Annotated in this window: 22 protein-coding genes and 1 pseudogene; 15 read left to right on the top strand and 8 right to left on the bottom strand. The window is 69.5% G+C overall.

Annotated features, from left to right (window positions below; genetic code table 11):
• Positions 1 to 69: 69 nt before the first annotated feature.
• The 12 genes and pseudogenes from B082_RS0113520 to B082_RS40495 all read left to right on the top strand — a co-directional run.
• Positions 70 to 1068 carry an ABC transporter substrate-binding protein gene (locus B082_RS0113520; protein ID WP_234018155.1) on the top strand — a complete coding sequence of 333 codons (999 nt, stop codon included), beginning with the start codon at positions 70 to 72 and terminating at the stop codon, positions 1066 to 1068.
• Positions 1069 to 1135: 67 nt separating this feature from the next.
• The gene (locus tag B082_RS0113515; RefSeq protein WP_026249759.1) at positions 1136 to 2059 is read left to right on the top strand and encodes an ABC transporter permease; all 924 of its coding nucleotides are present in this window, start codon (positions 1136 to 1138) and stop codon (positions 2057 to 2059) included.
• Complete coding sequence (locus B082_RS0113510) at positions 2056 to 2844, top strand: ABC transporter permease (protein ID WP_018552333.1); 789 nt, start codon at positions 2056 to 2058, stop codon at positions 2842 to 2844. Before B082_RS0113515 ends, B082_RS0113510 begins: the two co-directional genes overlap by 4 nt.
• A complete protein-coding gene (locus B082_RS0113505) occupies positions 2841 to 3710 on the top strand; it encodes an ABC transporter ATP-binding protein (RefSeq protein WP_018552332.1) in 870 nt (289 codons plus the stop codon). The genes B082_RS0113510 and B082_RS0113505 overlap by 4 nt, the downstream gene beginning before the upstream one ends.
• 57 nt (positions 3711 to 3767) lie before the next feature.
• Complete coding sequence (locus B082_RS0113500; protein WP_026249758.1) at positions 3768 to 4613, top strand: hypothetical protein; 846 nt, start codon at positions 3768 to 3770, stop codon at positions 4611 to 4613.
• Positions 4614 to 4691: 78 nt separating this feature from the next.
• A complete protein-coding gene (locus tag B082_RS0113495; protein ID WP_018552330.1) occupies positions 4692 to 5021 on the top strand; it encodes a hypothetical protein in 330 nt (109 codons plus the stop codon).
• Complete coding sequence (locus tag B082_RS0113490) at positions 5014 to 6186, top strand: amidohydrolase family protein (protein ID WP_018552329.1); 1173 nt, start codon at positions 5014 to 5016, stop codon at positions 6184 to 6186. The genes B082_RS0113495 and B082_RS0113490 overlap by 8 nt, the downstream gene beginning before the upstream one ends.
• Entirely contained in the window at positions 6183 to 6887 is a 705-nt protein-coding gene (locus tag B082_RS0113485; RefSeq protein ID WP_018552328.1) for a FadR/GntR family transcriptional regulator, read from the top strand. The genes B082_RS0113490 and B082_RS0113485 overlap by 4 nt, the downstream gene beginning before the upstream one ends.
• A 10-nt stretch (positions 6888 to 6897) precedes the next feature.
• Positions 6898 to 7554 (top strand): cysteine hydrolase family protein, encoded by a 657-nt coding sequence (locus tag B082_RS0113480; RefSeq protein ID WP_018552327.1) that lies wholly within the window; start codon positions 6898 to 6900, stop codon positions 7552 to 7554.
• On the top strand, positions 7545 to 7739 hold the full coding sequence (locus tag B082_RS0113475; protein ID WP_018552326.1) for a 2-hydroxymuconate tautomerase: 195 nt from the start codon (positions 7545 to 7547) through the stop codon (positions 7737 to 7739). Before B082_RS0113480 ends, B082_RS0113475 begins: the two co-directional genes overlap by 10 nt.
• The gene (locus B082_RS0113470) at positions 7739 to 9178 is read left to right on the top strand and encodes an aldehyde dehydrogenase (RefSeq protein WP_018552325.1); all 1440 of its coding nucleotides are present in this window, start codon (positions 7739 to 7741) and stop codon (positions 9176 to 9178) included. Before B082_RS0113475 ends, B082_RS0113470 begins: the two co-directional genes overlap by 1 nt.
• A 217-nt stretch (positions 9179 to 9395) precedes the next feature.
• A pseudogene (locus B082_RS40495) lies at positions 9396 to 9503 on the top strand (IS3 family transposase); the annotation flags it as partial.
• Positions 9504 to 9684: 181 nt separating this feature from the next.
• Here B082_RS40495 and B082_RS0113460 read toward each other — a convergent pair.
• From B082_RS0113460 to B082_RS0113440, 5 genes are all read right to left on the bottom strand, one after another.
• On the bottom strand, positions 9685 to 11385 hold the full coding sequence (locus B082_RS0113460; protein ID WP_202454286.1) for an ABC transporter family substrate-binding protein: 1701 nt from the start codon (positions 11383 to 11385) through the stop codon (positions 9685 to 9687).
• 20 nt (positions 11386 to 11405) lie between these two features.
• On the bottom strand, positions 11406 to 13532 hold the full coding sequence (locus tag B082_RS0113455) for an ABC transporter ATP-binding protein (RefSeq protein ID WP_018552323.1): 2127 nt from the start codon (positions 13530 to 13532) through the stop codon (positions 11406 to 11408).
• Positions 13529 to 14485, bottom strand: a complete 957-nt coding sequence (locus B082_RS0113450; protein WP_018552322.1) for an ABC transporter permease — start codon at positions 14483 to 14485, stop codon at positions 13529 to 13531. Before B082_RS0113450 ends, B082_RS0113455 begins: the two co-directional genes overlap by 4 nt.
• A 1-nt stretch (position 14486) precedes the next feature.
• A complete protein-coding gene (locus B082_RS0113445; RefSeq protein ID WP_026249756.1) occupies positions 14487 to 15470 on the bottom strand; it encodes an ABC transporter permease in 984 nt (327 codons plus the stop codon).
• 831 nt (positions 15471 to 16301) lie between these two features.
• Entirely contained in the window at positions 16302 to 17690 is a 1389-nt protein-coding gene (locus tag B082_RS0113440; protein WP_018552320.1) for a cellulase family glycosylhydrolase, read from the bottom strand.
• A 367-nt stretch (positions 17691 to 18057) separates the two neighbouring features.
• Between B082_RS0113440 and B082_RS0113435 the strand changes: the two genes are divergently transcribed.
• On the top strand, positions 18058 to 19080 hold the full coding sequence (locus tag B082_RS0113435) for a LacI family DNA-binding transcriptional regulator (protein WP_026249755.1): 1023 nt from the start codon (positions 18058 to 18060) through the stop codon (positions 19078 to 19080).
• A gap of 587 nt (positions 19081 to 19667) precedes the next feature.
• On the top strand, positions 19668 to 20819 hold the full coding sequence (locus tag B082_RS0113430; RefSeq protein ID WP_026249754.1) for a lytic polysaccharide monooxygenase auxiliary activity family 9 protein: 1152 nt from the start codon (positions 19668 to 19670) through the stop codon (positions 20817 to 20819).
• Positions 20820 to 20907: 88 nt separating this feature from the next.
• On the opposite strand, the gene B082_RS0113425 is transcribed toward B082_RS0113430, so the two are convergent.
• Complete coding sequence (locus tag B082_RS0113425; protein WP_018552317.1) at positions 20908 to 21279, bottom strand: peptidase inhibitor family I36 protein; 372 nt, start codon at positions 21277 to 21279, stop codon at positions 20908 to 20910.
• Entirely contained in the window at positions 21276 to 21776 is a 501-nt protein-coding gene (locus B082_RS0113420) for a hypothetical protein (RefSeq protein WP_018552316.1), read from the bottom strand. Before B082_RS0113420 ends, B082_RS0113425 begins: the two co-directional genes overlap by 4 nt.
• A gap of 388 nt (positions 21777 to 22164) precedes the next feature.
• Between B082_RS0113420 and B082_RS37595 the strand changes: the two genes are divergently transcribed.
• Positions 22165 to 23274, top strand: coding sequence for a PucR family transcriptional regulator (locus B082_RS37595; protein WP_018552315.1), 1110 nt, complete (start codon positions 22165 to 22167; stop codon positions 23272 to 23274).
• Here the strand turns inward: B082_RS37595 and B082_RS36080 are convergent.
• On the bottom strand, positions 23210 to 24250 hold the full coding sequence (locus tag B082_RS36080; RefSeq protein ID WP_018552314.1) for an MBL fold metallo-hydrolase: 1041 nt from the start codon (positions 24248 to 24250) through the stop codon (positions 23210 to 23212). The two genes, B082_RS37595 and B082_RS36080, sit on opposite strands and share 65 nt — an antisense overlap.
• Between the last annotated feature and the right edge of the window lie 170 nt (positions 24251 to 24420).

Raw genomic sequence — 24420 nt, 5'->3', positions numbered from 1 at the left:
CCTTCCGGCCGCCCCCAGCTGTCATCGGCCCCGGCCGTGGCGGATTGATCTTTCCCGAATCTCTGGAGCATGGAGCGTCGTATGTCCTTCATCGCGAGAAAACACCGGCTCATGATCGCCTCGTCGTGCGTCGTCCTGGGGCTGACAGCGGTCACCGCGTGCGGTGGCAGTCAGGGGGGAGCAGCAGCCTCTTCCGAGTCCGGTATCACCGAGATCAAACTCGGCACGATGCCCGTCATAGATGTAGCACCCGTGCGGCTCGGCATCGAGAAGGGTTTCTTCTCCAAGCGAGACCTGAAGATCACCATGCAGGACGCACAGGGTGGCGCCGTCATCGTTCCGGCGGTGGTGAGCGGCAGCTACCAGTTCGGCTACTCGAACATCGTCAGTCTGCTGGTGGCCCGTGCGGAGAAGCTGCCGGTGAAGATGGTCTCCGTCGGTGCCCGCGCCTCCGACGACGTATCGGAAGACGGCTCGGGTCAGTTGCTGACCAGTGACCCAGAGGTGAAGAAGGCCGGCGACCTGAAGGGCAAGAAGGTCGCGGTCAACACGCTCAAGGGACTCAGCGAAGTCGCCGTCCGCACCGGCCTGGAGAAGTACGGCGTCAAGGCCGGCGACATCGAGCTGGTCGAGGTGCCGATTCCCAACATGCAGACGGCGATCGAGAAGGGGCAGGTGTCCGCAGCACTGATCGGGGAGCCGTTCACCACGACGGCCAAGGCCGACGGCGCTCGCGCACTGCCGGTCAGCTACGCCAGCCTCGGAAAGCTGTCCCCGTTCGCCGGCTGGTTCACCTCCGAGCAGTACGCGGCCGCCAATCCCGAGGTCGTGTCCCGTTTCAAGGCCGCGCTCCAGGAGTCGCTGACCTACGCGGAGGACCACCCCGACGAGGCGAGGGCCGTCCTGAAGACCTACCTGAAGCTGAAGCCGGGTGTCAGCGAAAAGGTGACGCTGCCCGGATGGGACCCGGCGACGGACGCGGCGGAGATGAAGCCGCTGGCGCAATACACCGTCGACGCGGGGCTCATCAAGAACACCGACGCGCTGGACAGCCTCCTTGCGAAGTGAGGAACGCGCGGCTCCGTGAACTCAGCGTGCACCTGGGTCACTTGATGTCTGCAAGGAGGGAGACGACATGAAACTACAGCCGCACAGCGATGACGGACCGGCGACACCGTCCGCATCTGCTGCGGACGAACGGACCGCGGACGGTCCGGCGTCCGTGACGAAGAGCCGGACCTCCGACGTCCGTCCGGCACCGGCCCCCGACGGCCGGCCGCGGCGCCGGTCCGTACCCGACCCGGTGCTCGGGGCGGCCGGAGTGCTGATCTTCGCCGGTGTGGTGGAGGCGCTGCCCCGGCTCGGCCTGGTGAGCGACCGCCACCTGCCGCCGGTCAGCGACATGGCCCGTGCCCTGGCGGGCGAAGCCGGGGGCTCCGCCTTCTGGACGGCGCTGACGGACACCTTGCAGGGCTGGGGGATCGGACTGGCCATCGCCGTCGTGGCGGGGACGGCCCTCGGGCTGCTGCTCGGCAGCGTGGAGGTGCTGCGCAAGGCCACGGCCTCGACCATCGAGTTCCTGCGGCCGATCCCTTCGGTGGCACTCGTCCCGCTGGCGGTGCTTGTCTACGGCACCGGTCTGCGCTCCACCCTGCTCCTTGTCGTGTATGCCTCGTTCTGGCCCGTGCTCCTCCAAGTGCTCAGCGGGGTACGGGACATCGACCCGGTGGCCCGTGACACCGCGGCCTCCTACCGGCTGTCGCCACTGGCGCGCCTGCGCTACCTGCTGTGGCCCACCACGCTGCCGTACTTCATGACCGGATTGCGCCTTGCGGCCTCGGTGGCCCTGATCCTGGCTGTCAGCGCCGAGCTGATCATCGGCGGTTCCGGGCTCGGCAGCCTGATCGCGTCGGCGCAGGCCGCCGACGCCGTACCGGAGACCTATGCGCTGGTCGCGGTGACCGGGCTGCTCGGACTCTGCGTCAACATCGTCTTCCGGGTACTGGAGCGGACCTTGCTGTCCTGGCACACCTCGGTACGGAAGGAGGGCACGGCGTGAGCGTCCTCGGCGTATGGACCCGCAAGGCGGCCTACCTGCTCGCACTGCCGGCGGTGCTGGTGGCTTCATGGGCGGTGCTCGGCGGCCGGACCACCAGCTTCTACTACCCCTCGCTCGGCACGATCCTGTCCGCGTTCGGCGACACCTGGGGGTGGGAACGCGTCACCGGTGATGTGCTGCCGAGCCTGGCCCGCCTTGCCGCCGGTTACGCGGGCGCCGTCTGCGTGGGCGTGGCCCTCGGCACGCTCCTGGGCTCCCTGCCCCGGCTGCGGGCCCTGACCGAGCCGATCCTCGAGTTCTTCCGGGCCATCCCGCCCACGGTGCTGATCCCGATCCTGATGCTCTTCAGCGGTGTCGGCGACGGAATGAAGATTCTCGTCATCATCTCGGGCGCCGTCTGGCCGGTCCTGCTCAACACGGTGGAAGGCGTACGGGCCGTCGACAATGTGCTGTCGGACAGCGCGCGGTGCTACGGCATCACCGGCTTCGCCCGGCTGCGGCACCTGGTCCTGCCCGCGGCGAGTCCGCAGATCGTCGCGGGCATGCGGCAGGCCCTGTCCATCTCGATCATCCTGATGGTGATCAGCGAGATGTTCGCCAGCTCGAACGGACTCGGCTTCACCATCGTCCAGTTCCAGCGCAGCTTCGCGGTCCCCGCCATGTGGAGCGGGATCATCCTGCTCGGCCTGCTCGGGTTCGCCCTCTCACTGCTCTTCGACCGCTTCGACTCCCGAGTTCTCGGTTGGTACCACGGCCTGCGGCGTTCCCAAAGGGGAGAGAAATGACCATGACGCATATTGACTCCGCCCTGTCCACGGGTGCGGGCCATGCCCGTCTCGACGTGCGGGGGGTGCAGAAGATCTACCGGGGTGCCGGCCGGAGCGTCGAGGCGGTACGCGACCTCACCTTCAGTCTCGGCGAGGGAGAGCTGGTCTGCATAGTCGGCCCCTCCGGGGCGGGCAAGACCACACTCCTGAAGTGTGTCGCCGGCCTGCTTGCCCCCACCTCCGGCGAGGTGCGGCTCGGTGACGAGCGGGTGGTGGAGCCGCCGCCGGGCATGGCCGTGGTCTTCCAGGAGTACGGCCGCAGCCTGTTTCCGTGGATGACGGTCCAGGGCAACATCGACCTGCCGCTGAGGCAGAAGAAGCTGTCCAAGGGGCGCCGTGCCGAACTGGTGGCCCAGGCGCTGGAGGCGGTCGGCCTGACCGATGTGGCCGACGCCCACCCCTGGCAGCTGTCGGGTGGCATGCAGCAGCGCGTCGCCATCGCCCGGGCCGTCGCCTACGAGCCGGCCGTGCTGCTCATGGACGAGCCGTTCGCCGCCGTGGACGCGCAGACCCGGGCCGAACTGGAGGACCTCACACGGTCGTTGTGGCAGCGACTGGGGATGACGCTGCTGTTCGTCACCCACGACATCGACGAAGCGGTGTACCTGGGGCAGCGCGTCCTGGTGCTGTCCGCGTCACCCACGGTGGTCATGGAGGACATCACCGTCGACCTGCCCGCCGAGCGGGACCAGATAACCACCCGCTCCGCGCCCCGCTTCGGGGAACTGCGGGCCCACGTCCACGAGCAGGTGCAGCGGGCGAAGACGTACCACACCACCACGTCAAGCGACGGCTCCGCCGCCGGCAAGGCCGACCGAGGCTGAAGCAGCCCAAGGAAACCGGCGTAGCCAACTACGGCGGTATCTGAATCCGGAGGAATGATGGCAGAGATATCTTTGGCGATGGCCGCCAGTCACGCTCCTGGCCTGGCCGGCTGGTTCGACAAGGCCCCCGAGGCGGACCGGGCGACGGTCCGCAAGGCTTACGACGCGATCCACGACGCCGTGGTCGAGTCGCGCACGGACGTACTCCTCGTCATCGGCAACGACCACGTGGCCAACGCCCGGCTCAACGACTACGCCGACTTCACCTTCGGCCAGGCCCCCCGGCACACCGGCCCCGACGACTGGTTCAAGCCGTGGCTGCGCATGGCCGACTACGACCTGCCGGGCTCACCCGAGAGCGCCGCGATTCTCCACGAGGCCGTACGCGACACCGGACTGAACGTCAGGGGTGTCGAGCACAACCTCCGCTTCGACGACAACCTTTCGGTCCCGGTCCACATGGCGCGCCTGGAGTCCGCCGGGGTGGCGATCGTGCCGGTGCTGCAGAACTGCACCGTCCCCCCGGTCCCGGACGAACGCGCCTGCTACAGCTTTGGCCAGACGCTCGGCGACGCCATCAGGACCCAACTGCCCGACGGACTGCGGGTCGGCCTGCTGGGGTCCGGCGGACTCAGCCACGAACCGGGCGGGCCGCGCTACCTGGAGATCGATGAGAAGTTCGACCGCTGGTACCTCGACCTTCTGGAGGCCGGCGACCACGAGCAGGTTCTGTCGCAGGCCACCTTCGAGCGCATGGAGGAAGCCGGCTCCGGAGGCACCGCCGAACTCCTGTCCTGGACGGTCGTCATGGGAGCCGTCGGACCACGGCCGTGCATGTCGCTGGGATACGCCGCGGTCGACCAGTGGCGTTGCGGCGTCGGCGCGGTGCGGTGGCACCTGTGACCCTCGCGGTGGCCGACCGGCCACCACCACGACGATCGGCTCCCTCCCCGACGACCGGATGACGGAAGGACCAGTGACATGGCGCTCGACCGATTCAATCCGCTGCTGCGGACCAACGACCTGGTGCAGGACCTGAAATGGGACACCGAGCTGCGCAAGCGGTTCGAGTCCGACGAGCAGCGAGTGCTGGCCGACTACCCGCTGACCGACGAGGAGCGCACGGCCATCAGCACCCGCGACTACCGCGCGCTGCACGAGCTGGGCCTGCACCCTTATCTGCTCTCCCAGCTCGCCCGCCTCGTGCACGGCAACGGTGAGAAGGCCGGGACCTCCGACGCCGCCACCGCACTCATCCGCTCACTGCTCGGCGACGAGTTCGAGACGTACATGGCGGAGCGCGATGAGTGAACAGCTGATGAGTGCTCGGGCCGCGAGAGACCGGCCCGTCATCGACATCCACACGCACGCCCTGCCGATGCCTTTGCTGCGACAGCTGGAACGCCGCGACCTCGCGGACCTGTCGGGCATGGCCGATCACGTACTTCGGCTCGACCCCGACCTGTGCGGCCTGGCCCCCGGCGCGGCCATCCCGTTCCCGCCCGAGCAGTACGACCTGGAACTGCGCCTGGCGTCACTGGAGAGCATGGGTGTGACCCACCAGGCGGTCGCGGCACCGCCGTTCGTCTTCGCCTCCGAGTCACCGGACGCCTCGCTCGTCATGGACGTCACCCGCCGGGCGAACGACGCCCTCGCGGAGTTCGTCGCGGCGTCGTCCGGCCGCCTGGTGGGCCTGGCAACGGTCCCCGTCGGACTGCCCGACGCGGCCGAGGAGCTGGCCCGGTGCATGGACGAACTAGGCTTCGCGGGTGCGACCGTGGGCAGCTACGGGGCGGGCCGGGAGCTGGACGACCCGGTCAACGAGGACCTGTGGTCGGCGCTCGCCGAGCGCAGGTGCTTCACCCTCCTGCACCCGAGCCGGGTGTCCTCGCGCGACCGGCTGGCCGACTACCACCTGGTGCAGCTCCTGGGATACCCGATGGAGACCGCACTGGCCGTATCGCGGCTGATCTTCGGCGGCGTCCTGGGCCGGCACGACCTGGTGCTCTGCCTGACGCACGGCGGCGGCTGCGTGCCGGGCGTCGCACCCCGCCTCGACCTCGGCTGGCACCGCAAACCGGTGGCCCGGGTCATCGAGCGGGTGCCGACGGAGTACCTGCGGCGCCTGTTCTACGACACGGCGGTGTTCGACACCAAGACGCTGGCGAGGCTGGTGGAGGACATGACCGCGCAGCACGTTCTCCTCGGCACGGACGCGCCGTTCGACCTGAGGGACCAGCAGCCCGTGGCGACGGTTCGTGCGCTGGGCCTGGAGGTGTCGCAGGAGAACGCGGTCCTCGGCGGCAACGCCGCGGCACTGCTGCGCGGCCTCTCCCCCGGGGTCGCCGGGGCTACGGTGAGCGGGGCAGGCTCACCGGTTCCCGACCTCCGAGCGCGGAGGCGGCGCTCGGACATCGGGGCCGGTCTCGCTACGCTCGAGATCGAATCCACCGCAGTCGAAGGGCATGGACCATGAACGCAGATGGCGACGTCATCCAGCTCCTCCGGGCCTCGTCCCGGGCCGAAACGGTGGCCAAGGCCATCGAGGAGCGGATTTCGGCACAGAGCCTGCCCAGTGGCCACCGCCTCGGTACGAAGGACACCCTGCGGCAGGAGTTCAACGTGGCGGCGGCCACCCTCACCGAAGCGGTGCGGCTGCTCAGCTCACGGGGCACCATCTCCGTCCGTCCCGGTGCCAAGGGCGGCATCTTCGTCTCCTCGCCGCCGGCCCTGGTCCGCCTCGGCCGCAAGATGCTCGAACTGAGCGGGGACTCGGTACCCGTCTCCGACGCCCTCGCCATGCGACATGCCCTCGAACCGCTGGTCACCCTTGAGGCCATGCGGCACCGGAACCCCGCGGACCTCGAAGAACTGAACGCCCTGGTGCGGCAGATGACGGAGGCCGGCTCGGACATGGCGGCCTACCTGGCCATCAACTGGTCGCTGCACAAACGCATCGCGGCCATCACCCCGAACGAGATCCTGCGGCACACCTACGTATCTCTCCTGGACTTCGTCGAGAGCCGGCTGCGCCGGGTGACCCCCGCGGCCGAGTCCACATCGACCCTGGAGGGAGCGGAGGTGCACCAACGCCTGGTGGACGCCATCGGTGGGGGAGACCAGGCCGTTCTCGACGAGGTGCTGGCGGCCCACGCGGCGCTGACGGCCGACCCGTGAGGAGAGTGGAATGAATACAGAACGCACCACGGTCCCGGACAGCCGGGACGGCACCACGAGGACGGCCCTGGTCGTGGTGGACATGCAGAACGACTTCTGCGACCCCTCGGGCGTCTTCGCCCGGGCCGGCCTGCGCGTCGACGCACTCGACACCCTCACCGCGCACATCAACACACTGATCGCCGCGGCCCGCGCGGCCGGACAGCCGGTGATCTGGGTGCGGATGCAGTGGGCGGACGACGCGGCGGTGGGGCTGCTCGCGCAGCGCAGCCCCTTCCTGCGCACCGAGGGCCTGCGCGAAGGGACGTGGGGCGCCGCCGTCGTGCCCGGCCTGGACCAGCTGCCCGACGACACCGTCGTGGTCAAGGCCCGCTTCAGCGCCTTCCACCGCACCGCGCTGGCCGACGTACTGGAGCGGCTCGGCGTCGGCACCGTGGTCGTGGCCGGCGTGCGCACCGACTTCTGCATCGAGTCGACCGTCCGGGACGCCTTCTTCCGCGACCTGCACGCGATCGTGCCCGAGGAGGCCGTCGCCGGCTACTTCGAGGAACTGCACCACAACAGCCTGAGACTGATGGGCACGGTCTTCGCCGAGGTCGTTCCCCTGGAGGCGGCTGCCGGGGCGTTCGCCCCCGCCGCGGTGGAGTCCGGACAGCGATGCCCCTGATCGAGGTGACGCTCGTGGAGGGCAGGTCGCCGCAACAACTGCGCGCCCTCATTACCTCGGTGACAGACGCGGTGGAGACCTCCGTCGGCGCGCCGAGAGACAGCATCCGGGTCATCGTCCGCGAAGTGCCGCCCACGCACTGGGCGGCGGGAGACGTGACCATCGAAGAGAGAAGAGGGCAATGATGAAGGACTTCATTCCGCACATCATTGGCGGCAAGGAGCAGGAGTCCCGCGATGGGGCGCGGTTCGACACGGTCGACCCGTGGACCCGGCAGCCGTGGTCCGAGGTGGCCCTCGGCGGAGCGGAGGAAGCCGGTGAGGCCGTCGGCGCCGCACGCGACGCCTTCGACAAGGGCCCGTGGCCACGGATGGGCTTCGCCGAACGGGGCGCGGTCCTGCACCGGCTCGCGGACCTGATCGACGTGCACCGCGACGAGCTCGCCATGGCCGACACCACCGACATGGGCAAGCCCATCGCGGACAGCACGGCCAAGGACGTCCCGCGGTCCGCGATGAACTTCCGCTTCTTCGCCGACCACGCCCGGATGTCGGCCGGCGAGGCCCTGCCGATGGACAGCGGCCACCACACCTACACCCGCTTCGAACCGGCCGGCGTCGTCACCGCCATCGCGCCGTGGAACTTCCCACTCATGCTGGAGACTTGGAAGATCGCGCCCGCCCTGGCCTGGGGCAACACGGTCGTCCTGAAGCCGGCCGAGGACACCCCTGCTTCCGCGACCATCCTGGCGCGCCTCGCCCTGGAGGCCGGAATGCCTCCCGGCGTGCTCAACGTCGTCCACGGTTACGGGCCCGACTCGGCCGGGGAGGCACTGACCCAGGACCCCCGGGTGGACCGCATCACCTTCACCGGGGAGTCCGGCACGGGACGGATCATCGGCCGCGCCGCAGCCGGGAACCTCACCCCGGTCAGCCTCGAACTGGGCGGCAAGGGCGCCAACCTGGTGTTCGCCGACGCCGACCTCGACCTGGCCGTCGACTGGTCGGTGAAGGCCATCTTCAGCAACGCCGGGCAGGTGTGCCTGGCGGGCAGCCGGCTGTTCGTCCAGCGCGAGGTGTACGACGAGTTCCTCCGGAGGTTCTGCGCCGCCGCCGAGGAACTGGTGATCGGCGACCCCAAGTCCCCGTTGACCCAGCTCGGTCCGCTGGCGTCGAGGACCCACTACGACAAGGTGCGTTCGTACATCGACACGGTGGAGGCGGACGGCGGGACCGTGGCCCTCGGCGGTCTCGGTGACGGCTGGACAGTACGGCCGACCGTCGTCACCGGGGCACCCGCCTCGGCGCGTGTCGCCCAGGAGGAGATCTTCGGCCCGGTCGTGGTGGTCACACCGTTCGACACGGAGGAGGAAGCGGTGGCGGCCGCCAACGGCACCCGGTTCGGCCTCAACGCCATGGTCTTCACAGAGAACCTGTCCCGCGCCCACCGCGTCTCCGCGGCACTGCGCGCGGGCACGGTGTGGACCAACTGCTTCTTCGTCCGGGACCTGCGCGCCCCCTTCGGCGGATTCGGCGACTCGGGCATCGGACGTGAAGGCGGCACCTTCAGCCGGGAGTTCTTCACCGAGCCGAAGGCCGTGACGATGGCCATCAGTCCGGGCTGAGCCACGAGCGTCCGTTGTCCGGAGCGGCGCGGGGGGCAGGGCGGTGGGAGGACGCCGGTACGCGGCGTCCGGGCCGTACCGGAAGGGCCGGCACGACAGCAGGCGTGCCGGCCACGGCGCATCCGACCTGACCGACGAGGTGCTGCTCGACATCGGTGTGGAGCAGGCCGCCGCCCGAACTGATCGAACACCACGGCCGTAGCGCGACGCTGACCAGGTCGAACGCGCAGTCGTCCAGTGGGTCGGCTGGTACAACACCGAGCGCCTGCGCTCCGCCCTCGACTACCTCCCACCCGAGGAATTCGAGGCCCAGCACGGCCCCTGACGTTTGTCCGCATCGTATGGCCGCGGTGGCTGTGCTTCCGGAGACGTGCCGGCATACGGCCGCGTGAACGCGGGAGAGCCGCACGTGAACGCGGGAGAGCCGCAACCCTGACCGGTTGCGGCTCTCTCACGTGAAGGTGACTGCGGGCTGCCCCTGGCGGGGCAGCCCGCTGCTTACTTCTTTACTTCTGCCAGCCGATCAGCTCGGGGGCACCCATGTTGCCGTAGTGGCCGTAGAACTGGGCGGCACCGAAGTTGGCGAGGCCCTTCTTGACGGCCCAGATGGTGGGGCCGTTGTGGAGCGGCATGATGCCGTAGGTCTCCATGGCCTTCAGCTCGGCCTCGTTGCCGGCCTTGATCTGCTCGTCGAGCGTCGGCAGGTTGCTGACGGCCTTGACTTCCTTGTCCATGCTCTTCGGCACCGAGCGGGAGACGTTGAGCGAGGAGTCGGAGCAGTACATCTGGCAGATGTAGAGCAGACCGTTCGGGTCACTCGAAATGAAGCCCATGCCGAAGATGTCGAACGAGCGCTCGGTGAACACCTTGTTGAAGTCGGCGGACGGGTGCGCCTTGATGTCGACCTTGACGCCGATGTTCTTCATCATCTGAGCGACCGCGGTGGCACGGGCCTTGACGGTGGAGCTGTCACCGATGGTGGGGAAGCTCAGTTCGAGCTTCTTGCCGTCCTTGGCGCGCACACCGTCCGAGCCGGCCTTCCAGCCCGCGGCGTCCAGCTCCTTCTTCGCCGTCTCGGCGTCGAACTTCACGAGCTTGCCGAAGTTGTCCTGGTACCCCTTCTGGAAGGGGTACAGGTTGAAGGAGCCGGGCAGCGGCTCCGTGTAGCCCATGCCCTGGAAGGTGATCTTCGCGAGCTGGGAGCGGTCGATGCCCTCCATCACGGCCTTGCGCACCGCCGGGTCCTTCAGCTGCGGCGAGGTGCTGTTGAAGACGAGGAGGTTGTTGGAGGTGGTGGAGCCACGGCGGAGCTCGGAGCCCTTCACCGACTTCACCTGGTTGAGCTCCTCGGCGTTGGCCGCCTGCACCCCGTCGATCTGGCCGTTCTTGAACGCGTTGATGCTGGCGCTCGACTCCATCTGCACGAAGGTCAGCTCGTCCAGATGCGGCTTGTCACCCCACCACTTCGGGTTGGGCTTGTAGGAGACGGTGCCGCCCTTGGCGTCGAACTTGGAGATGGTGTACGGACCGGCACCCCACTCGGCGTGCGGGTTGCTCACGTACTTCTTGTCGAAGTCGTCGACCTTGGCGATGTGCGGGTTGACGAGCCCGGCGAAGAGGGACTTCCAGTAGACGAACGGCCCGTCGAAGGTGATGACCGCCTCCTTGGCGTCCTTACCCTTCTTGACCGAGGAGATGCTGGAGTATCCGTCGGTCGAGCCGACGTTGTATCCCTTGTTCTTGCCGTTGAGCGCGGTCCAGGTGTCCCGGAACGAGGTCCAGTCGATGTCCTGGCCGTCGTTCCACTTGGCCTTCGGGTTGATGCTGTACGTGACCTGGGTGTTGCCGCCCACCGTCTCCTGCTTGACGTCGGTGAGGTAGTCCTTGTTGTAGGTGATGTTGCCCTTGGGGTCGTTGAAGGACAGCACCGGCTGGTAGAACCAGGCGATCTTCGACGTGTACAGCGACGCGTTGCCGTGGAAGTTGTTGAGCTGGTCGGGAATCTCCACGATGGGCAGCGTCAGCTTGCCGCCCTCCTTCAGATTGCTCGCGGGCTGCGGGTTGTACGAGGTCAGGACCTCGCTCTCCGAGGTGGCGCCCTTGGACTTCTCCTTGCTGGAGTCGTCGGAGTCGCTGCTGCTGCACCCGGTGAGGACGAGGGAGGTGGTGGCGGCGAGCGCCACCAGGCTCAGAGAGATCTTTCTCATGACGGCCTTGGCCTTTCAGCTTAGTTGTCGACAGACGTGGTCGTGCCCGCGAAATGGCATGCGTCGCGGTGGTCCGGGTCCCCCCTCTCGGTGAGCAGAGGAGTGATACCGCGACACTGCTCCTTCTGCGGCTCCGACAGCGTTGTGTGGAGCGGACACCTGGAGACGAACCGGCAACCGGGCTGTTCGTCGGTGGGACTGGGAAGGTCGCCCTCTAGCAGGACTCGTTCCCGGGTGCGTTCGGCGACCGGGTCGGGCAGGGGAATCGCGGAGAGGAGCGCCTTGGTGTAGGGGTGCCTGGGGTTGTCGAAGACGGAGTCCGTGGCTCCGATCTCGACGATCCGCCCCAGGTACATCACCGCCACACGGTCGGAGATGTGGCACACCACCGACAGGTCGTGGGCGACGAAGAGGTAGGACAGGCCCAGTTCGGCCTTGAGGTCGTTGAGCAGGTTGATGACGCCGGCCTGAACCGAGACGTCGAGGGCCGAGACCGGCTCGTCGAGCACCAGCAGCTGGGGCTTCGTGGAGAGGGCGCGGGCGATGCCGATGCGCTGCCGCTGCCCGCCGGAGAAGGCCGAGGGGAAGCGGTCGCGGTGCTCGGGGTCGAGGCCCACCAGCTCCATCAGCTCGGAGACCTTGGTGCTGAGCACCTTCTTGTCGCCCTCGCCCACCGCGCGCAGCGGCTCCGCGAGGATGTCGAAGACCGTCATCCGGGGGTCCAGCGCGCCCATGGGGTCCTGGAACACCATCTGGATGTTGCGGCGGACTGCGCTGACGTCCTGCCTGCGCTTCAGGTCCGCCGTGTCCCGGCCGCAGACGGCGATGCTGCCCTGCTCGGGCGGCTTCAGCCCCATGATCTCCAGCAGCGTGGTGGTCTTGCCGCACCCCGACTCGCCGACCAGACCGAGCGTCTCGCCCTCGCGGATGTCCAGGTCGATGCCGTTGACGGCGAAGACCGTGCCCACCTTGCGCTTGAGCAGGCCGCCCTTGGTGAGCGGGAAGGTCTTGGTGACACCGGAGAGTTCCAGGACCTTCGGCCGGTCCTCGCGGGGGACGGCTGCGACGCGGTCCTCCCGGTCGGCCGGGACGGGGAAGATCGGCTCGCCGCCGATGGCGCCGTCGCTGATCTCGGCGGCGCGCCGGCAGGCGGTCGAGTGGCCGGTAACGGAGTCGTCCCCGGAGACCGCCAGCAGGGGCGGCTCGGCCTCCCGGCAGGCGTCCTGGACCGCCGGGCAACGCGCCGCGAAGGGGCAGGCGTCGGGCAGGTCCACCAGGAGCGGCGGAGTCCCCGGGACCGGGGTCAGCGCCTCCCTGGCACGGTCGTCCAGGCGGGGGATCGCGCCCATCAGGCCGATGGTGTACGGCATCCGGGGCTGAGCGAAGAGCTCGTCCACCCCGGCATGCTCGACCGGACGGCCGGCGTACATCACCATGACGTCGTCGGCGGAGCCGGCCACCACCCCGAGGTCGTGGGTGATCATGATGACCGCGGCGCCGGTCTCACGCTGGGCCGTCTTGAGGACTTCGAGGATCTGCGCCTGGACGGTGACGTCCAGTGCGGTCGTCGGCTCGTCGGCGATGATCAGGTCGGGGTTGTTCGCGATGGCCATGGCGATGACGGCCCGCTGCCGCATGCCGCCCGAGAACTCGTGCGGGAACCCCTTGGCGCGGCGGTCGGGGTTGGGGATGCCGACCAGGTCCAGCAGCTCGACGGCCCGCTTCCAGGCCGCCGCGGACGACATCTCCTGGTGGATCTGGAGGGACTCGACGATCTGGGCCCCGATGCTGAAGATCGGGGTGAGCGACGAGAGCGGGTCCTGGAAGATCATGCCGATCTGCTGACCGCGGACCTTGGACATCCGCCGGTCGTCCAGGTCCAGGAGGTTCTTCCCGTCGAGCATGATCTCGCCGGTGACCGAGGCGTACTCGGGGAGCAGCCCCATGATGGCCATCGACGTGACGGACTTGCCCGAACCCGATTCGCCCACGATGCCGAGGGTCTTGCCGCGGTGCAGGTCGAAGGAGACGCCGCGGACGGCTTCCACCCGGCCGGCCTCCGAGGGGAAGGCCACCTTCAGGTCGCGTACGGACAGCAGTGCCCGCTTGGTACCGGGCTCGGTCGTGACTGCGCGCTGCTCGATCATGCGCGGCCTCCAGACTGCGATGTGGGGTCCAGGGCGTCGCGCAGACCGTCACCGATGAGGGCCATGGCCACGGTGAGCAGCACCACCAGCGCCGCGGGCATGTAGAACAGCCAGGGAGCGGTGGACAGGGTGTTCTGCCCGTCGGCGAGCATGGAGCCCAGGGACACGTCGGGCTGCTTGACGCCGAAACCGATGAAGGAGAGCGCCGTCTCGGACTGCACGGTCGAGGCGACACCGAGGGTGAACGTCACGATCAGCAGGGACCCGATGTTCGGCACCAGGTGGCGGATGATGGTACGGATCGCGCTGACGCCCATGAAACGGGCCGCCATCACGTACTCGCGCTCCCGCAGGGAAGTGGCCAGGGACCAGATCACCCGGGCGGTGAGCATCCAGCCGAACAGCGTGAGGACCACGACCAGAACCTGCCACTCACCCCGGAAGTGCGTACCGACCAGGGCGATGATGAGGAACGAGGGCAGGATGAGCAGGAAGTGCACGAAGCCGAGCATCGCCCGCTCGATCTTGCCGCCGAAGTAGGCGGCGGTGGTACCGAAGAGACCGGCGATGGCGGTGGTCAGGAGCGACACCACCACGGCGATGATCAGCGACCTGCCGAGGCCGTGCACGAGCTGGGCGTAGGTGTCGTTGCCCGCGCTGTTGGTACCCAGCAGATGGCCGTCGACTCCGGGGGCGACGGAGAGCGCGGTGAAGTCCGCCTCCATGTGGTCCCACTGGGTCAGATACCGGCCGAAAAGCGAGAAGAGCACGAGCAGGACGAAGAGGACCAGACCGAGGAGCGCGGGCTTGTTGCGTGCGAAGCGCCGCATGTAGAGCCTGGACGGGGAGAGGCGCTTGCCACCGGGCGCGGGCTTCCCCGGCTCCAGGGCTTCGGCGTTCTCGGGACGCGCCTCTTCTGCGGCGGGTCCGGCACCGGGCATGTTGATGGCCACGTCAGCTCACCCTGATCCTGGGGTCGAGAGCCACGACGACGAGGTCGGCCAGGATCGCGCCGACGGCCGTCATGAGGGCGCCGAAGGCTGCGACGGCGACGACGCCGTGCACGTCGTTCGTACTGATGGTTCTGGTGAAGTACTCACCCATTCCGTGCCAGGCGAAGACCGTCTCCGTGATCACCGCACCGGTGAACAGGGCCGGCATCGCGAACGCGACCTGGGTGGCGACGGGAATGATCGAGGTCCGCAGTCCGTGCCGGTAGATCGCCTGCTTCCGGGTCAGCCCCTTGGACCGTGCCGTACGGACGTAGTCGGAGTTGATGTGGTCCAGCAGGAGTGAACGCTGCAACAGGTGGTATCCGGCGTACGAGATGAACGTCAGCGAAATGGTCGGCAGGATCGCGTGCATGGCTCTGGACCCGAGGACCGCCCAGAACCCGACCACGTCGGGGCTCTGCGCTCCGGCCACCGGCAGCAGCGTGCTGCCCAGGGACTGGTTCAGCGCGATGGCCGCGAGCACCACTCCGAGGGAGGCCACCGCGGAGGGGGTGTTGAAGGAGATCACGGAGATTCCCTGCCACGCCCGGTCGGCGGCCTTGTACTGACGCGACGCGGTGTAGACACCCAGCCCGACCCCGATGACGATGGAGAGGATCGTCGAGGCCAGAACCAGCTGGCCGCTGACGAAGATCCGGTAGGAGACCTGGTCGTTGACGCTGCCCCCGGTCGGCGACTGGCCCCAGTCGAAGCGGGTCACGACCCCGGAGATCCAGTGCCACCACCGATCCATGATCGGTTTGTCCGGATTGAGGTTGTAAAGCGCCAGCGATTGGTTGATCTGGGCTGGAGTTCGAGGCGGTCGCAACGCGGTGTAGTTCGACGCTGGCTTGAGGAAGGCATTAGCGAGGAAGTACGTGAGGTTGGTTGCGATGGCGATCATCAAAAACCAGCCGACTGCTTTGCGGGCGATGTAACGCAGCACTGTGAGCCGGCCTTTCTTGACATGGGACGAATCGGCCCGCAGTTCCGGTGAGTGACAGGACGCTTGGCCGCGTTGACCGGGCACCGGGTTGCGAGCGCTCGGACAGGACGTGCGGACTCTCGGGTTCAGAAAATGATTGGTGCGAGAGGGGTCCGGTGTAGGAGCCTGGGACGTGCTGGCGGTCCTGCACAGGTGGGGTGAACGGGCGGTGCGCCGGGCATGAAGCGACAACCTTGCGTCGGATTGGGTCAATTCAAGGCGACCACCCGATTCGGCAGTGCCGATGCTGACGATTCCAACTGCCTGTGGGCACGTCAAGGCTGGTCAGGTCGCGATCCGGTTAAGCCGAAGCCGCATAACGGACATACTTCGCGAAAGTTTTCAACGCCATGGTGGACGCGCGGAGAACGGAGAATCTGCAAGGTTCCAAAAGGTGCGGAACGAAACATCCGTTCCTATCCGCCTTTTACGGTCACTTCGAGGCGCCGGCGGGGGCGGGCCGAAGGGTGGGCCCGGTGCGGCCGAGCCGGATTGCGGTGGTGCTGCGGGCCTCGGACGCGCGGGGTGCGCGCCAGGTGCTCGTTGATTACTAGGACGTCCGACTATATAGAGTGAAAGTCGCCGTGTGGCTTCCGGCCCGGCAGGCGTGCCGCCGCCGCACGTATCGGCGTCGGACGGTCGAAATGGTCGGCGCGCGTCGCTACTTGCGGACCGCGCGAACCGGCGCGCCGCCCCCGGTGGCCGGCCGTGGGGCGCGTCCGTCATGGGAACGGCGCGGTGCGGGGCCCCGGCGTCGCCGTGGCCCCGCACCCGTGTCGTGCCGCCGTACGGTCAGCTGGTGGGGAAGCTGTCCGGAGTGCTGATCCGGCTCTTGATCAGTGCGCCCGATTCGGTCAGCACGCCGGCGCCGCTGTAGTCGCCGCCGTCGCAGGTGCCGGGCCGGAACGCGGCGCTGCTCTCGTCGGCGTCGGAGTAGGTCCAGTTCGCGTAGCCGATCTTCAGCTGATCGAGCAGGTTCAGCCAGGCCGTGGTGCTCTCGCGGTCCATCGCGCCACCGCCGGTCGCGCTCACCGTGCCGAACTCGGTGACGAACATGGGCAGTCGGGAGGCCGCCCGGCTCAGCGTGGCGCGGTAGTTGTCCTTGTGGCTCGCGGCGTAGAAGTGGAACGCGTACATGATGTTGTCGGCGTTGACGGGGCTGTTGACGATCTCGTTCTCGTCGGAGCCGTCCGAGACGCCCAGCGAGGACCAGCCGCGGGTGCCGACGATGACGACCGCGTCCGGGTCGGCGGCCCGGATCACCGGGATGACCTGCTCGGCGTAGCTCTTGATGCCGGCCCAGCTCACCCCGTTGGGCTCATTGGCGATCTCGTAGATCACGTTCGTCCTGCCGGCGTTGCGGGCCGCGACGGACGCGAAGAACGTCTTCGCGCGGTCGAGGTTGAAGTTCGGGTCGCCCGGCGTCAGGGTGTGGAAATCGATCAACGCGTACAGGCCCCGCGCCTCGGCCTGGTCGACGAGGCCGTTCACCCGGTTGGTGAAGCCCTCCGGGTCGGTCTCATAACCGTCCTCCTGGACGTACATGGAGATGCGCAGCAGGTCGGCCTTCCAGTCGTCCGCCAGCGCGTCCAGGGACGCGTCGTTGTAGCACTGGTCGAACCACTGGATGCCGTGCGTGCTCATGCCGCGCAGCTGTACGGGGCGGTCGTACTGGTTGCAGAGGTTCACGCCGCACACGTGGACCTGCCCGTTGATGCCCACGGGGGTGCCGGACGGGGTGCCGTCGCCCGGGTCGGGCGGTGTGGTTTCGTCGTCCACGGAGCCCGTGCACGCGACGCCGTTGAGCGTGAACGCCGTGGGCTTCGGGTTGGCGCCCGTGAACGAACCCACCAGGCCCAGGTCGGCGGAAGCGCCGGTGGCCAGCGCGCGGTTCCAGTCGATGCCCGCGGCGCTGACCGCGGAGCCGGACTGCGACCAAGTGGCGTTCCAGCCCTGGACGAGCTTCTGGCCCGGGTCCGGCAGGGTGAAGCCGAGGGTCCAGCCGTCGACGGGGGCGCCGAGGTTGGTGACCTTGACCCCGGCCTGGAAGCCGCCCTGCCACTCGCTGGTGACCGTGTAGTCGACCTTGCATCCCGCGGCGGCCACCGCGTGCGGGCTGAACGCGACGGTGAGACCCACCACCGTCGCGCAGGTCGACAGCAGAGCCAGTAGGCGTTTCACAGCATTCCTCCATGTATGAAGCGGGGACGATGCGGTGGGAGCGCTCCCGACGGCCGGTGGTGCGAGAGCGGCCGGACTTCGCCAGGTGAGCGGATGGAACGTCGGCGCAGTCCGGCGCCGACATGGGCCGAGGGGGCACCGCAGTGATGGGAGCGCTCCCAATCTCGGGGCTCTCCGACGCGCCGTCAAGCGGTTGGACAGGATTGGCCGTTGCTTGCCCGGTGACGGGCGGGCCGGGGTCCGGCCCCGGCCGCCGGTCGAGCGGCCCCGGGCGGCCGTGTGATCCAGGCGCTCGCGGACGGTCCGCCGGAAGCCCCGCCCGCGCCCCCGGCGGGCCGTAGGATCAAGGGTTCTTGGGGGTGGGAGCATGTCGAAACGGGGTTCCGGGACGCCGACGCTGGAGGAAGTGGCCGCCCTGGCCGGAGTGGGGCGGGGCACGGTCTCCCGGGTGATCAACAACGCTTCGGGCGTCAAGGCGTCCACGCGCCGCGCGGTGCAGCGTGCCATCGACGAACTCGACTACGTGCCCAATCTGGCCGCGCGCTCACTGGCCGGGCGGCGCGCGGGCGCCGTCGCGCTGGTGATGACGAAGTCGGACTGGCGGCTGTTCGGGGAGCCGTTCTTCTCGGAGGTCGCGCGGGCGGTGGGGGACGCCCTGACGGAGGCGGGCGTGCAGCTGCTGCTCACGCTGGTGCACACGGACACCGAACGGCAGCGGCTCGTGGAGTACGTGCGGGGCGGCCGGGTCGACGGGGCCCTGCTGATGTCCGTACCGGCGGGGGACCGGTTGCCCGACATGCTCGCCGACGCCGGGCTGCCCACGGTGCTGCTGGGCAGGCGCTCGGGCGAGGAGCGGGTGACCTATGTGGACGCGGACAACGTCGGTGGGGCGCGGGCAGCGGTCGGACACCTGGTGAGCGGCGGGCGACGCGCCATCGCCGCGATCACGGGTCCGCCCGAGATGTACGTCGCCCGGTGCAGGCTGCTCGGCTACCGGGAAGCGCTGCGCGACGCGGGGCTCGGCGAGATGCCGTCCCTGGTCGCCCAGGGCGATTTCACCGAGGCCAGCGGGCGGCGGGCGATGGCCGGGCTCATCGAGCGGCACCCGGAGGTGGACGCCGTCTTCGCGGCGTCGGACAGCATGGCGGCCGGGGCGCTGGCGGCCCTGCACGGGGCCGGCCGGCGGGTGCCGCAGGACGTGGCGGTGGTCGGCTTCGACGACTTCGAGCTGGCCGAGCAGACCGAGCCGGCGCTGACCACGGTCCGTCAGCCGATGGAGGAGATCGGCCGGACCATGGTGAGGCTGCTCCTTGAGGAGATCGACCAGCCCGAGGTGGCCTGGCGCCATGTGATCCTGCGGACCCGGCTGGTGGTGCGCGAGTCGGCCTGAGGCGGCGCCCGCGCGCATCGCTGCGACCACGCCGCGCCGGTTCGGCCGGTGCGCGCCGCATGGGCCGGTGCGCACCGCTTGGGCCGGTGCGCGCGGCTTCGGTCCGGTCGGTGAGGTGCGGCTTCTGACACTCCTCCGTGCTCCGTGCTCCGTGCTCCGTGCTCCGTGCGGCTGCGGACTGCGCGCCGCGCGCTGCCGCCCGGCCTGAGCCGCTGTCGTCGTCGGGCCGCCGACTCCCGCCCCCCCCATCGGTCCCGGAGCCGTCCCGGCGGGCTTGTGCGACGGTTTCCGCCGCGAGGGTTGTCAGGGGCATGGCTAGCTCCTACAGTCCCTACGAACCATTGAGTGGGAGCGCTCCCAAGCTTGGCGGTCGGCGCTTCCGATGCCCCTTGCCACCCCACCCGGTCCTTCCTGAATCGTCCCGGGCGCCCCACTCGCCCTATCCCGCAGACCGTCCCGGAACCACGCGCTCCCACCCCGGCGCGCGGGCCCGGGGCGGACGAAGGTTTCGTTCACGAACGGTGTGACCGCAGGAGAGGAGAAAGGTCCGGCCGGAAGGCAGTCCTCACACAGGCACAGGAGACACCATGGCTCGACGCAGGAAACAACTCGCTTCCCTGATCGTGGCGTTCGCGACGATGCTCGGCGGGATCGCTCTGACCTTTCTGGGCCAGGGCAGCGCGCAGGCGCACGGCGTGACGATGATGCCGGGATCGCGCACCTACCTCTGCTACCTGGACGCCCAGACCAGCACGGGTGCCCTCGATCCGACCAACCCGGCGTGCAAGGCCGCGCTCGCCGAGAGCGGCCCGACCGCGCTGTACAACTGGTTCGCCGTACTCGACTCCAACGCGGGTGGACGCGGTGAGGGTTATGTGCCGGACGGGAAACTGTGCAGCGCCGGTGACCGGTCGCCGTACGACTTCACCGGATACAACGCCGCGCGCGACGACTGGCCCCTGACCCACCTGACGTCCGGGAGCACGATCGAGGTCAAGCACAGCAACTGGGCCGCGCACCCCGGCTCGTTCCGCGTGTACCTCACCAAGCCCGGCTACTCGCCCACCAACGAACTGGGCTGGGACGACCTGGAGCTGATCGACACCGTCACCGACCCGCCGCAGGTCGGATCGCCGGGCACGGACGGCGGGCACTACTACTGGAATCTGGACCTGCCGGCGGGCCGCTCGGGTGACGCGCTGATGTTCATCCAGTGGGTGCGCTCGGACAGTCAGGAGAACTTCTTCTCCTGCTCCGACATCGTCTTCGACGGCGGCAACGGCGAGGTGACCGGCGTTCGTGGGTCGGGCGAGACGCCGACCGACCCCACGGACCCGACCGACCCGACCGACCCGACCGACCCGACGGACCCGACGGACCCGACGGACCCGACCGATCCCACGGACCCGACGGACCCGACGGACCCGCACACCGGGTGCATGGCCGTGTACAGCGTGACCAGCTCCTGGAGCGGTGGTTTCCAGGGCTCCGTCGAGGTCATGAACCACGACGCGACGGCACGTGACGGCTGGGCGGTGCAGTGGGCGCCCGGCGCGGGCACGGAGATCAACAGCGTGTGGAGCGGAGTGCTGACCTCGGGGTCGGACGGCACGGTCACGGTCAAGAACGCCGACTACAACCGGACCATCCCGCCGGACGGCAGCGTGACCTTCGGATTCACGGCGACATCGACCGGTAACGACTTCCCGGTCGGCTCGATCGGCTGCGTCACCCCGTAGCCGCGGAAGGCGGCGGCGCCGGCTCCCGCGTCCCACGGGGAGCCGGCGCCGCCGCGCACCATCGGTGGCAGGTCGTCGGGGAAGGGTCTCAGCAGCCGGTGGTCCAGGTGTGGGAGCTGCCGCGGTCGTTCGCGCCCGCGTTGTAGCCGACCTCCTGGCCGGGGGCGAGACAGAGCGTGACCCCGCCGGTCAGCTCGCGGCCGTCGTAGATCTTGACGTGGTCGGGCACGCCCGGTCCGGAGACGCCGTGGTTGGCCCAGGAGGAGTCCTGGTTCGACATGTCGCCCTCCCACCAGTGGTCGTCGCCGGAGTGCTCGATCTTCATGCCGTTGAAGTTGGCGTCGGTCCAGACGCAGAAGTAGCCGCTGCGGCAGCTGGCCGCCTCGGCGGAGGCGGAGGTGGCCAGCAGGCCGGTGACGGAGACCACGAGGGCTGCGAGGAGGGTGATGAGGCGCTTCATGCGGATGGATTTCCCTTCGGTGGCGTGTTGTTCAGAACGGTGGTGGCTTCGGCGAGGGCGTGCGCGCGCAGGCGCTGCCAGTCGGCGATCTCGGTGTGGTGGCGGGCCCGGACCTCGGCGAGTGTCCGGTGGGTGTGATCGGCCTCCGGCCGGAGGTTGTTGACGACGACCGACGCCCGGAACCAGCCGGGCTGGTCCCCGTAGAGTCGCCGCTGCGCCGCGGCCAGGCACCCGTCCGTATGGCCGCGTACGACGTAGCCCGTGGGCAGTGACACGGACAGTTCGGCCCGGCCCGTCCCGAAGAGAGCCGCGTCGACCCGGTCGTCCTCGTCCCCGGACGGCCGGCTGCCCGGCCCGCCGCGGGGCGGTACGAGTCCCTGCCGGGTCAGGCACGCGTCCGTCAGGCGCTGCGTGGCCGCCTTGATCACCTCGTCCGGGTCATCGGCGGGCCCGGACGCCCCGGCGGCGCAACCGGCCAGGACGGTGCAGGCGGTCATGACCGCGCAGACCAGGGCAGCGGCCGGGGTCGGCCTGCCGGCCCGGCATGAGCGACGGCGTGTCCCCGCCGTGAGAAGCACGTTGATCACAGCCATGGTGTCTAGTGGCCGCGGGCCTCACCGCAACAGGGGCCGGGGCGGGAACTCACCCGTGTGGGTGCGGATTTCACCCGGGGAAACGTTGCGGCAGGCCCGTACAAACGTTGCGGCAGGCCCGTACTCCGACGGCGTCCCCGTGCACCCCTACCAAGACGTCCGCCCCGGGCCTCTGGTGGATCAGCCAAGAGCTGTTTTACGTCGTCGGCTGTGCATCTACGATGCGATGACTCGTATTCGCCTCGTGAATGCGAGGGCGGGTTCCGTCCCGTGTGCGCGCAAGGAGTCTCGTATGCACGTCCGCCAGGACCTCGACCGGGCGTTGGAGAGCGGCGCGGCGGCGGGCGAACTGCTCGACCGCGCCTTCGCCCGCCTCGGGGCGCCCGACTGCCATCTGCTCACCGGCAGCGGCCGGACCGTCGCCCGCACCGGGGGCGCGGATCCGCTGCCCGCCCGGCGGGCCGTGGAGATCCTGCGCGAGGGGCGGGGCACGACCGTGCGGGTCGGGTCCGGGGGCGCGGTCTTCGATGCCTGGTACCTGCACCTTCCCGAGGGGAGCCGGGTGCCGTCAGGGGATCTGGAGGAGATATCCGGACTCCTCGGCCGGTACCGCCGCCGCGTGGACCGTGACCTGGCGGCCCGTACGTCCGTGGCCGCCCGCCTTCTGGAAGCCGTTGGCGCACCGCGTGCCGACCCCGGCCGGCTGGGCGCCGCGCTGGAGTCCTGCGGACTGGCCGGCCGGGCCGCGTACACCGTGGTCACCGCCGCGCCGGAGACGCGCGGGGGCAGGGGAGAGGACGGAACCGCCGCGCTCACCGAAGCCCTGGGCCATGTGCCGTCCGTCGTCTTCGCCGCCGCCCGGGGTGTCGACGGCGAGGCGACAGCGGTCCTCGCGCACCAGGAATGCGCGGCGGGCGCCGTGGCGGAGCGGCTGCGCGAGGTGTGGCCGCTGATCCGGAGCTGCTGCCCGGAGAGCGTCTGGCGGATCGGTCTGAGCGCAGCGGTCGCCACGCCCGCCGAGCTGAACGCCGCGCTGAAGCAGGCTCGTTACTCCCTCGCGGCAGCGCACGCCGCTGCCGCGACGCCCCCTGCGGTCACCGGTCCGCGCGCATCCGGAGGAGTGGCTCTGCTGCTGGCCGGGGTCCCCGCCGAGGTGCGGAGCGTCTACCGCGAGACGGTCCTCGGTCCGCTGCTGAAGGCCGGGGCGAAACCGGGCGGCGTGCTCCTGGAGACCCTGGAGCTCTTCCTCGCGCACGACTGCTCCTGGGCGAGGACGGCCCAGGCCCTGCACGTGCACGTCAACACGGTCCACTACCGTGTCCGGCGCATCGAGATCCTCACCGGACGCGACCTGTCCCGTCTCGATCACCGGCTCGACCTGCGTGCCGCCCTGCTCTGCTGACGGTGTCCGGCGCGGCGTCCGCCGGCCAGGGGTCGGTCCGCACGCCCAGCGTGGGCAGGGCCAGACGGACGCCCGTACGGTCCGCCGCGCGGGTCAGGAAGTCCATGGTGGCCGGGAAGTCGTCGAGGAACGCGCGGAACGGGCGAAGGGGCCGGTCGAGCGGGCGGAAGAAGTCGTCCCAGTGGATGGGGACGACGCGCCGGGCGCCCGTCCCGGTGACCAGGCGGTGCCAGTACTCCTCCCGGAACGCCTCGCTCTGATGGCCGAGCGCGCCGATCCCCAGGTAGACGGTCTCGGCGCGGTGGCCGTCGAGGGCGCCGGGGAGGGTGTGGGCGCTGGCGTGGATCAGGAGTTCACGCGCGCCGTGGCTCACGTGGAGGGTGTAGCAGTCGCCGGTCCTGTAGTCGGTGGCCCGGGCCGGGGGCCGTAGCGGCCGGTCGATCCGTCCGGGGGCCAGGTCGCCCGGACTGTGCCGGGCGGGCAGGGCGGTCAGCGTGAAGGCGCCGACCGCGAACGGCTCGCCGGTGGCCGCGAGTTGGAACCGGTCGTCGGGAAAGCCCTGGCCCCGGGCGATGTTGCGGGTGGACGGGGAGCCGATGAGCCGGGCGCCCGTGGCGGCGGCCACCTGGGGCGAGTCCAGGGCGTGGTCGTAGTGCGAGTGGACCACGAACACGGCGTCGAGCCGGTCGATCCCGCCCCTGCGCAGACCTGCCGCGACGCGTGCGGGATCGGGGCGCAGCCGGCCGAACCGCATCCGCAGGAGGCCGGGGCGGCTGAAGAACCCGTCCGTGAGGATCGCGGTTTCGCCGTCGTCCAGCAGAAGCGTCGACACACCCAGGAACACGGCGCGCGGCGCACCCGGCAGGGACGGCGCCGGCGGCTCGTACAGATGGGCCCAGGGGGCGATTCCAGGTGCGCGAAGGCCCCGCAGTACGGACGTCACGCGCGGGCCACGGTGTCCGGTGTCGGTGTCCATGCGGCGTCCTCGTTCCAGGAAGCGTGCGGGCATCCTCCATGATGCCTCGTCCACACGCCCTCGGTCACCACCATTGCCGAGGGCAACGCACCTCGCTATGTTAATCAGAAATCACATCTGCGTGACAAGATCCACAGCGCGTCGGTCGCGCAATCAGCAAGTCTGAGAAG

Source organism: Streptomyces sp. ATexAB-D23, from assembly GCF_000373645.1.
Classification (GTDB): Bacteria; Actinomycetota; Actinomycetes; order Streptomycetales; family Streptomycetaceae; genus Streptomyces; species Streptomyces castrisilvae.
This window is presented reverse-complemented; position numbering and strand designations above follow the sequence as displayed.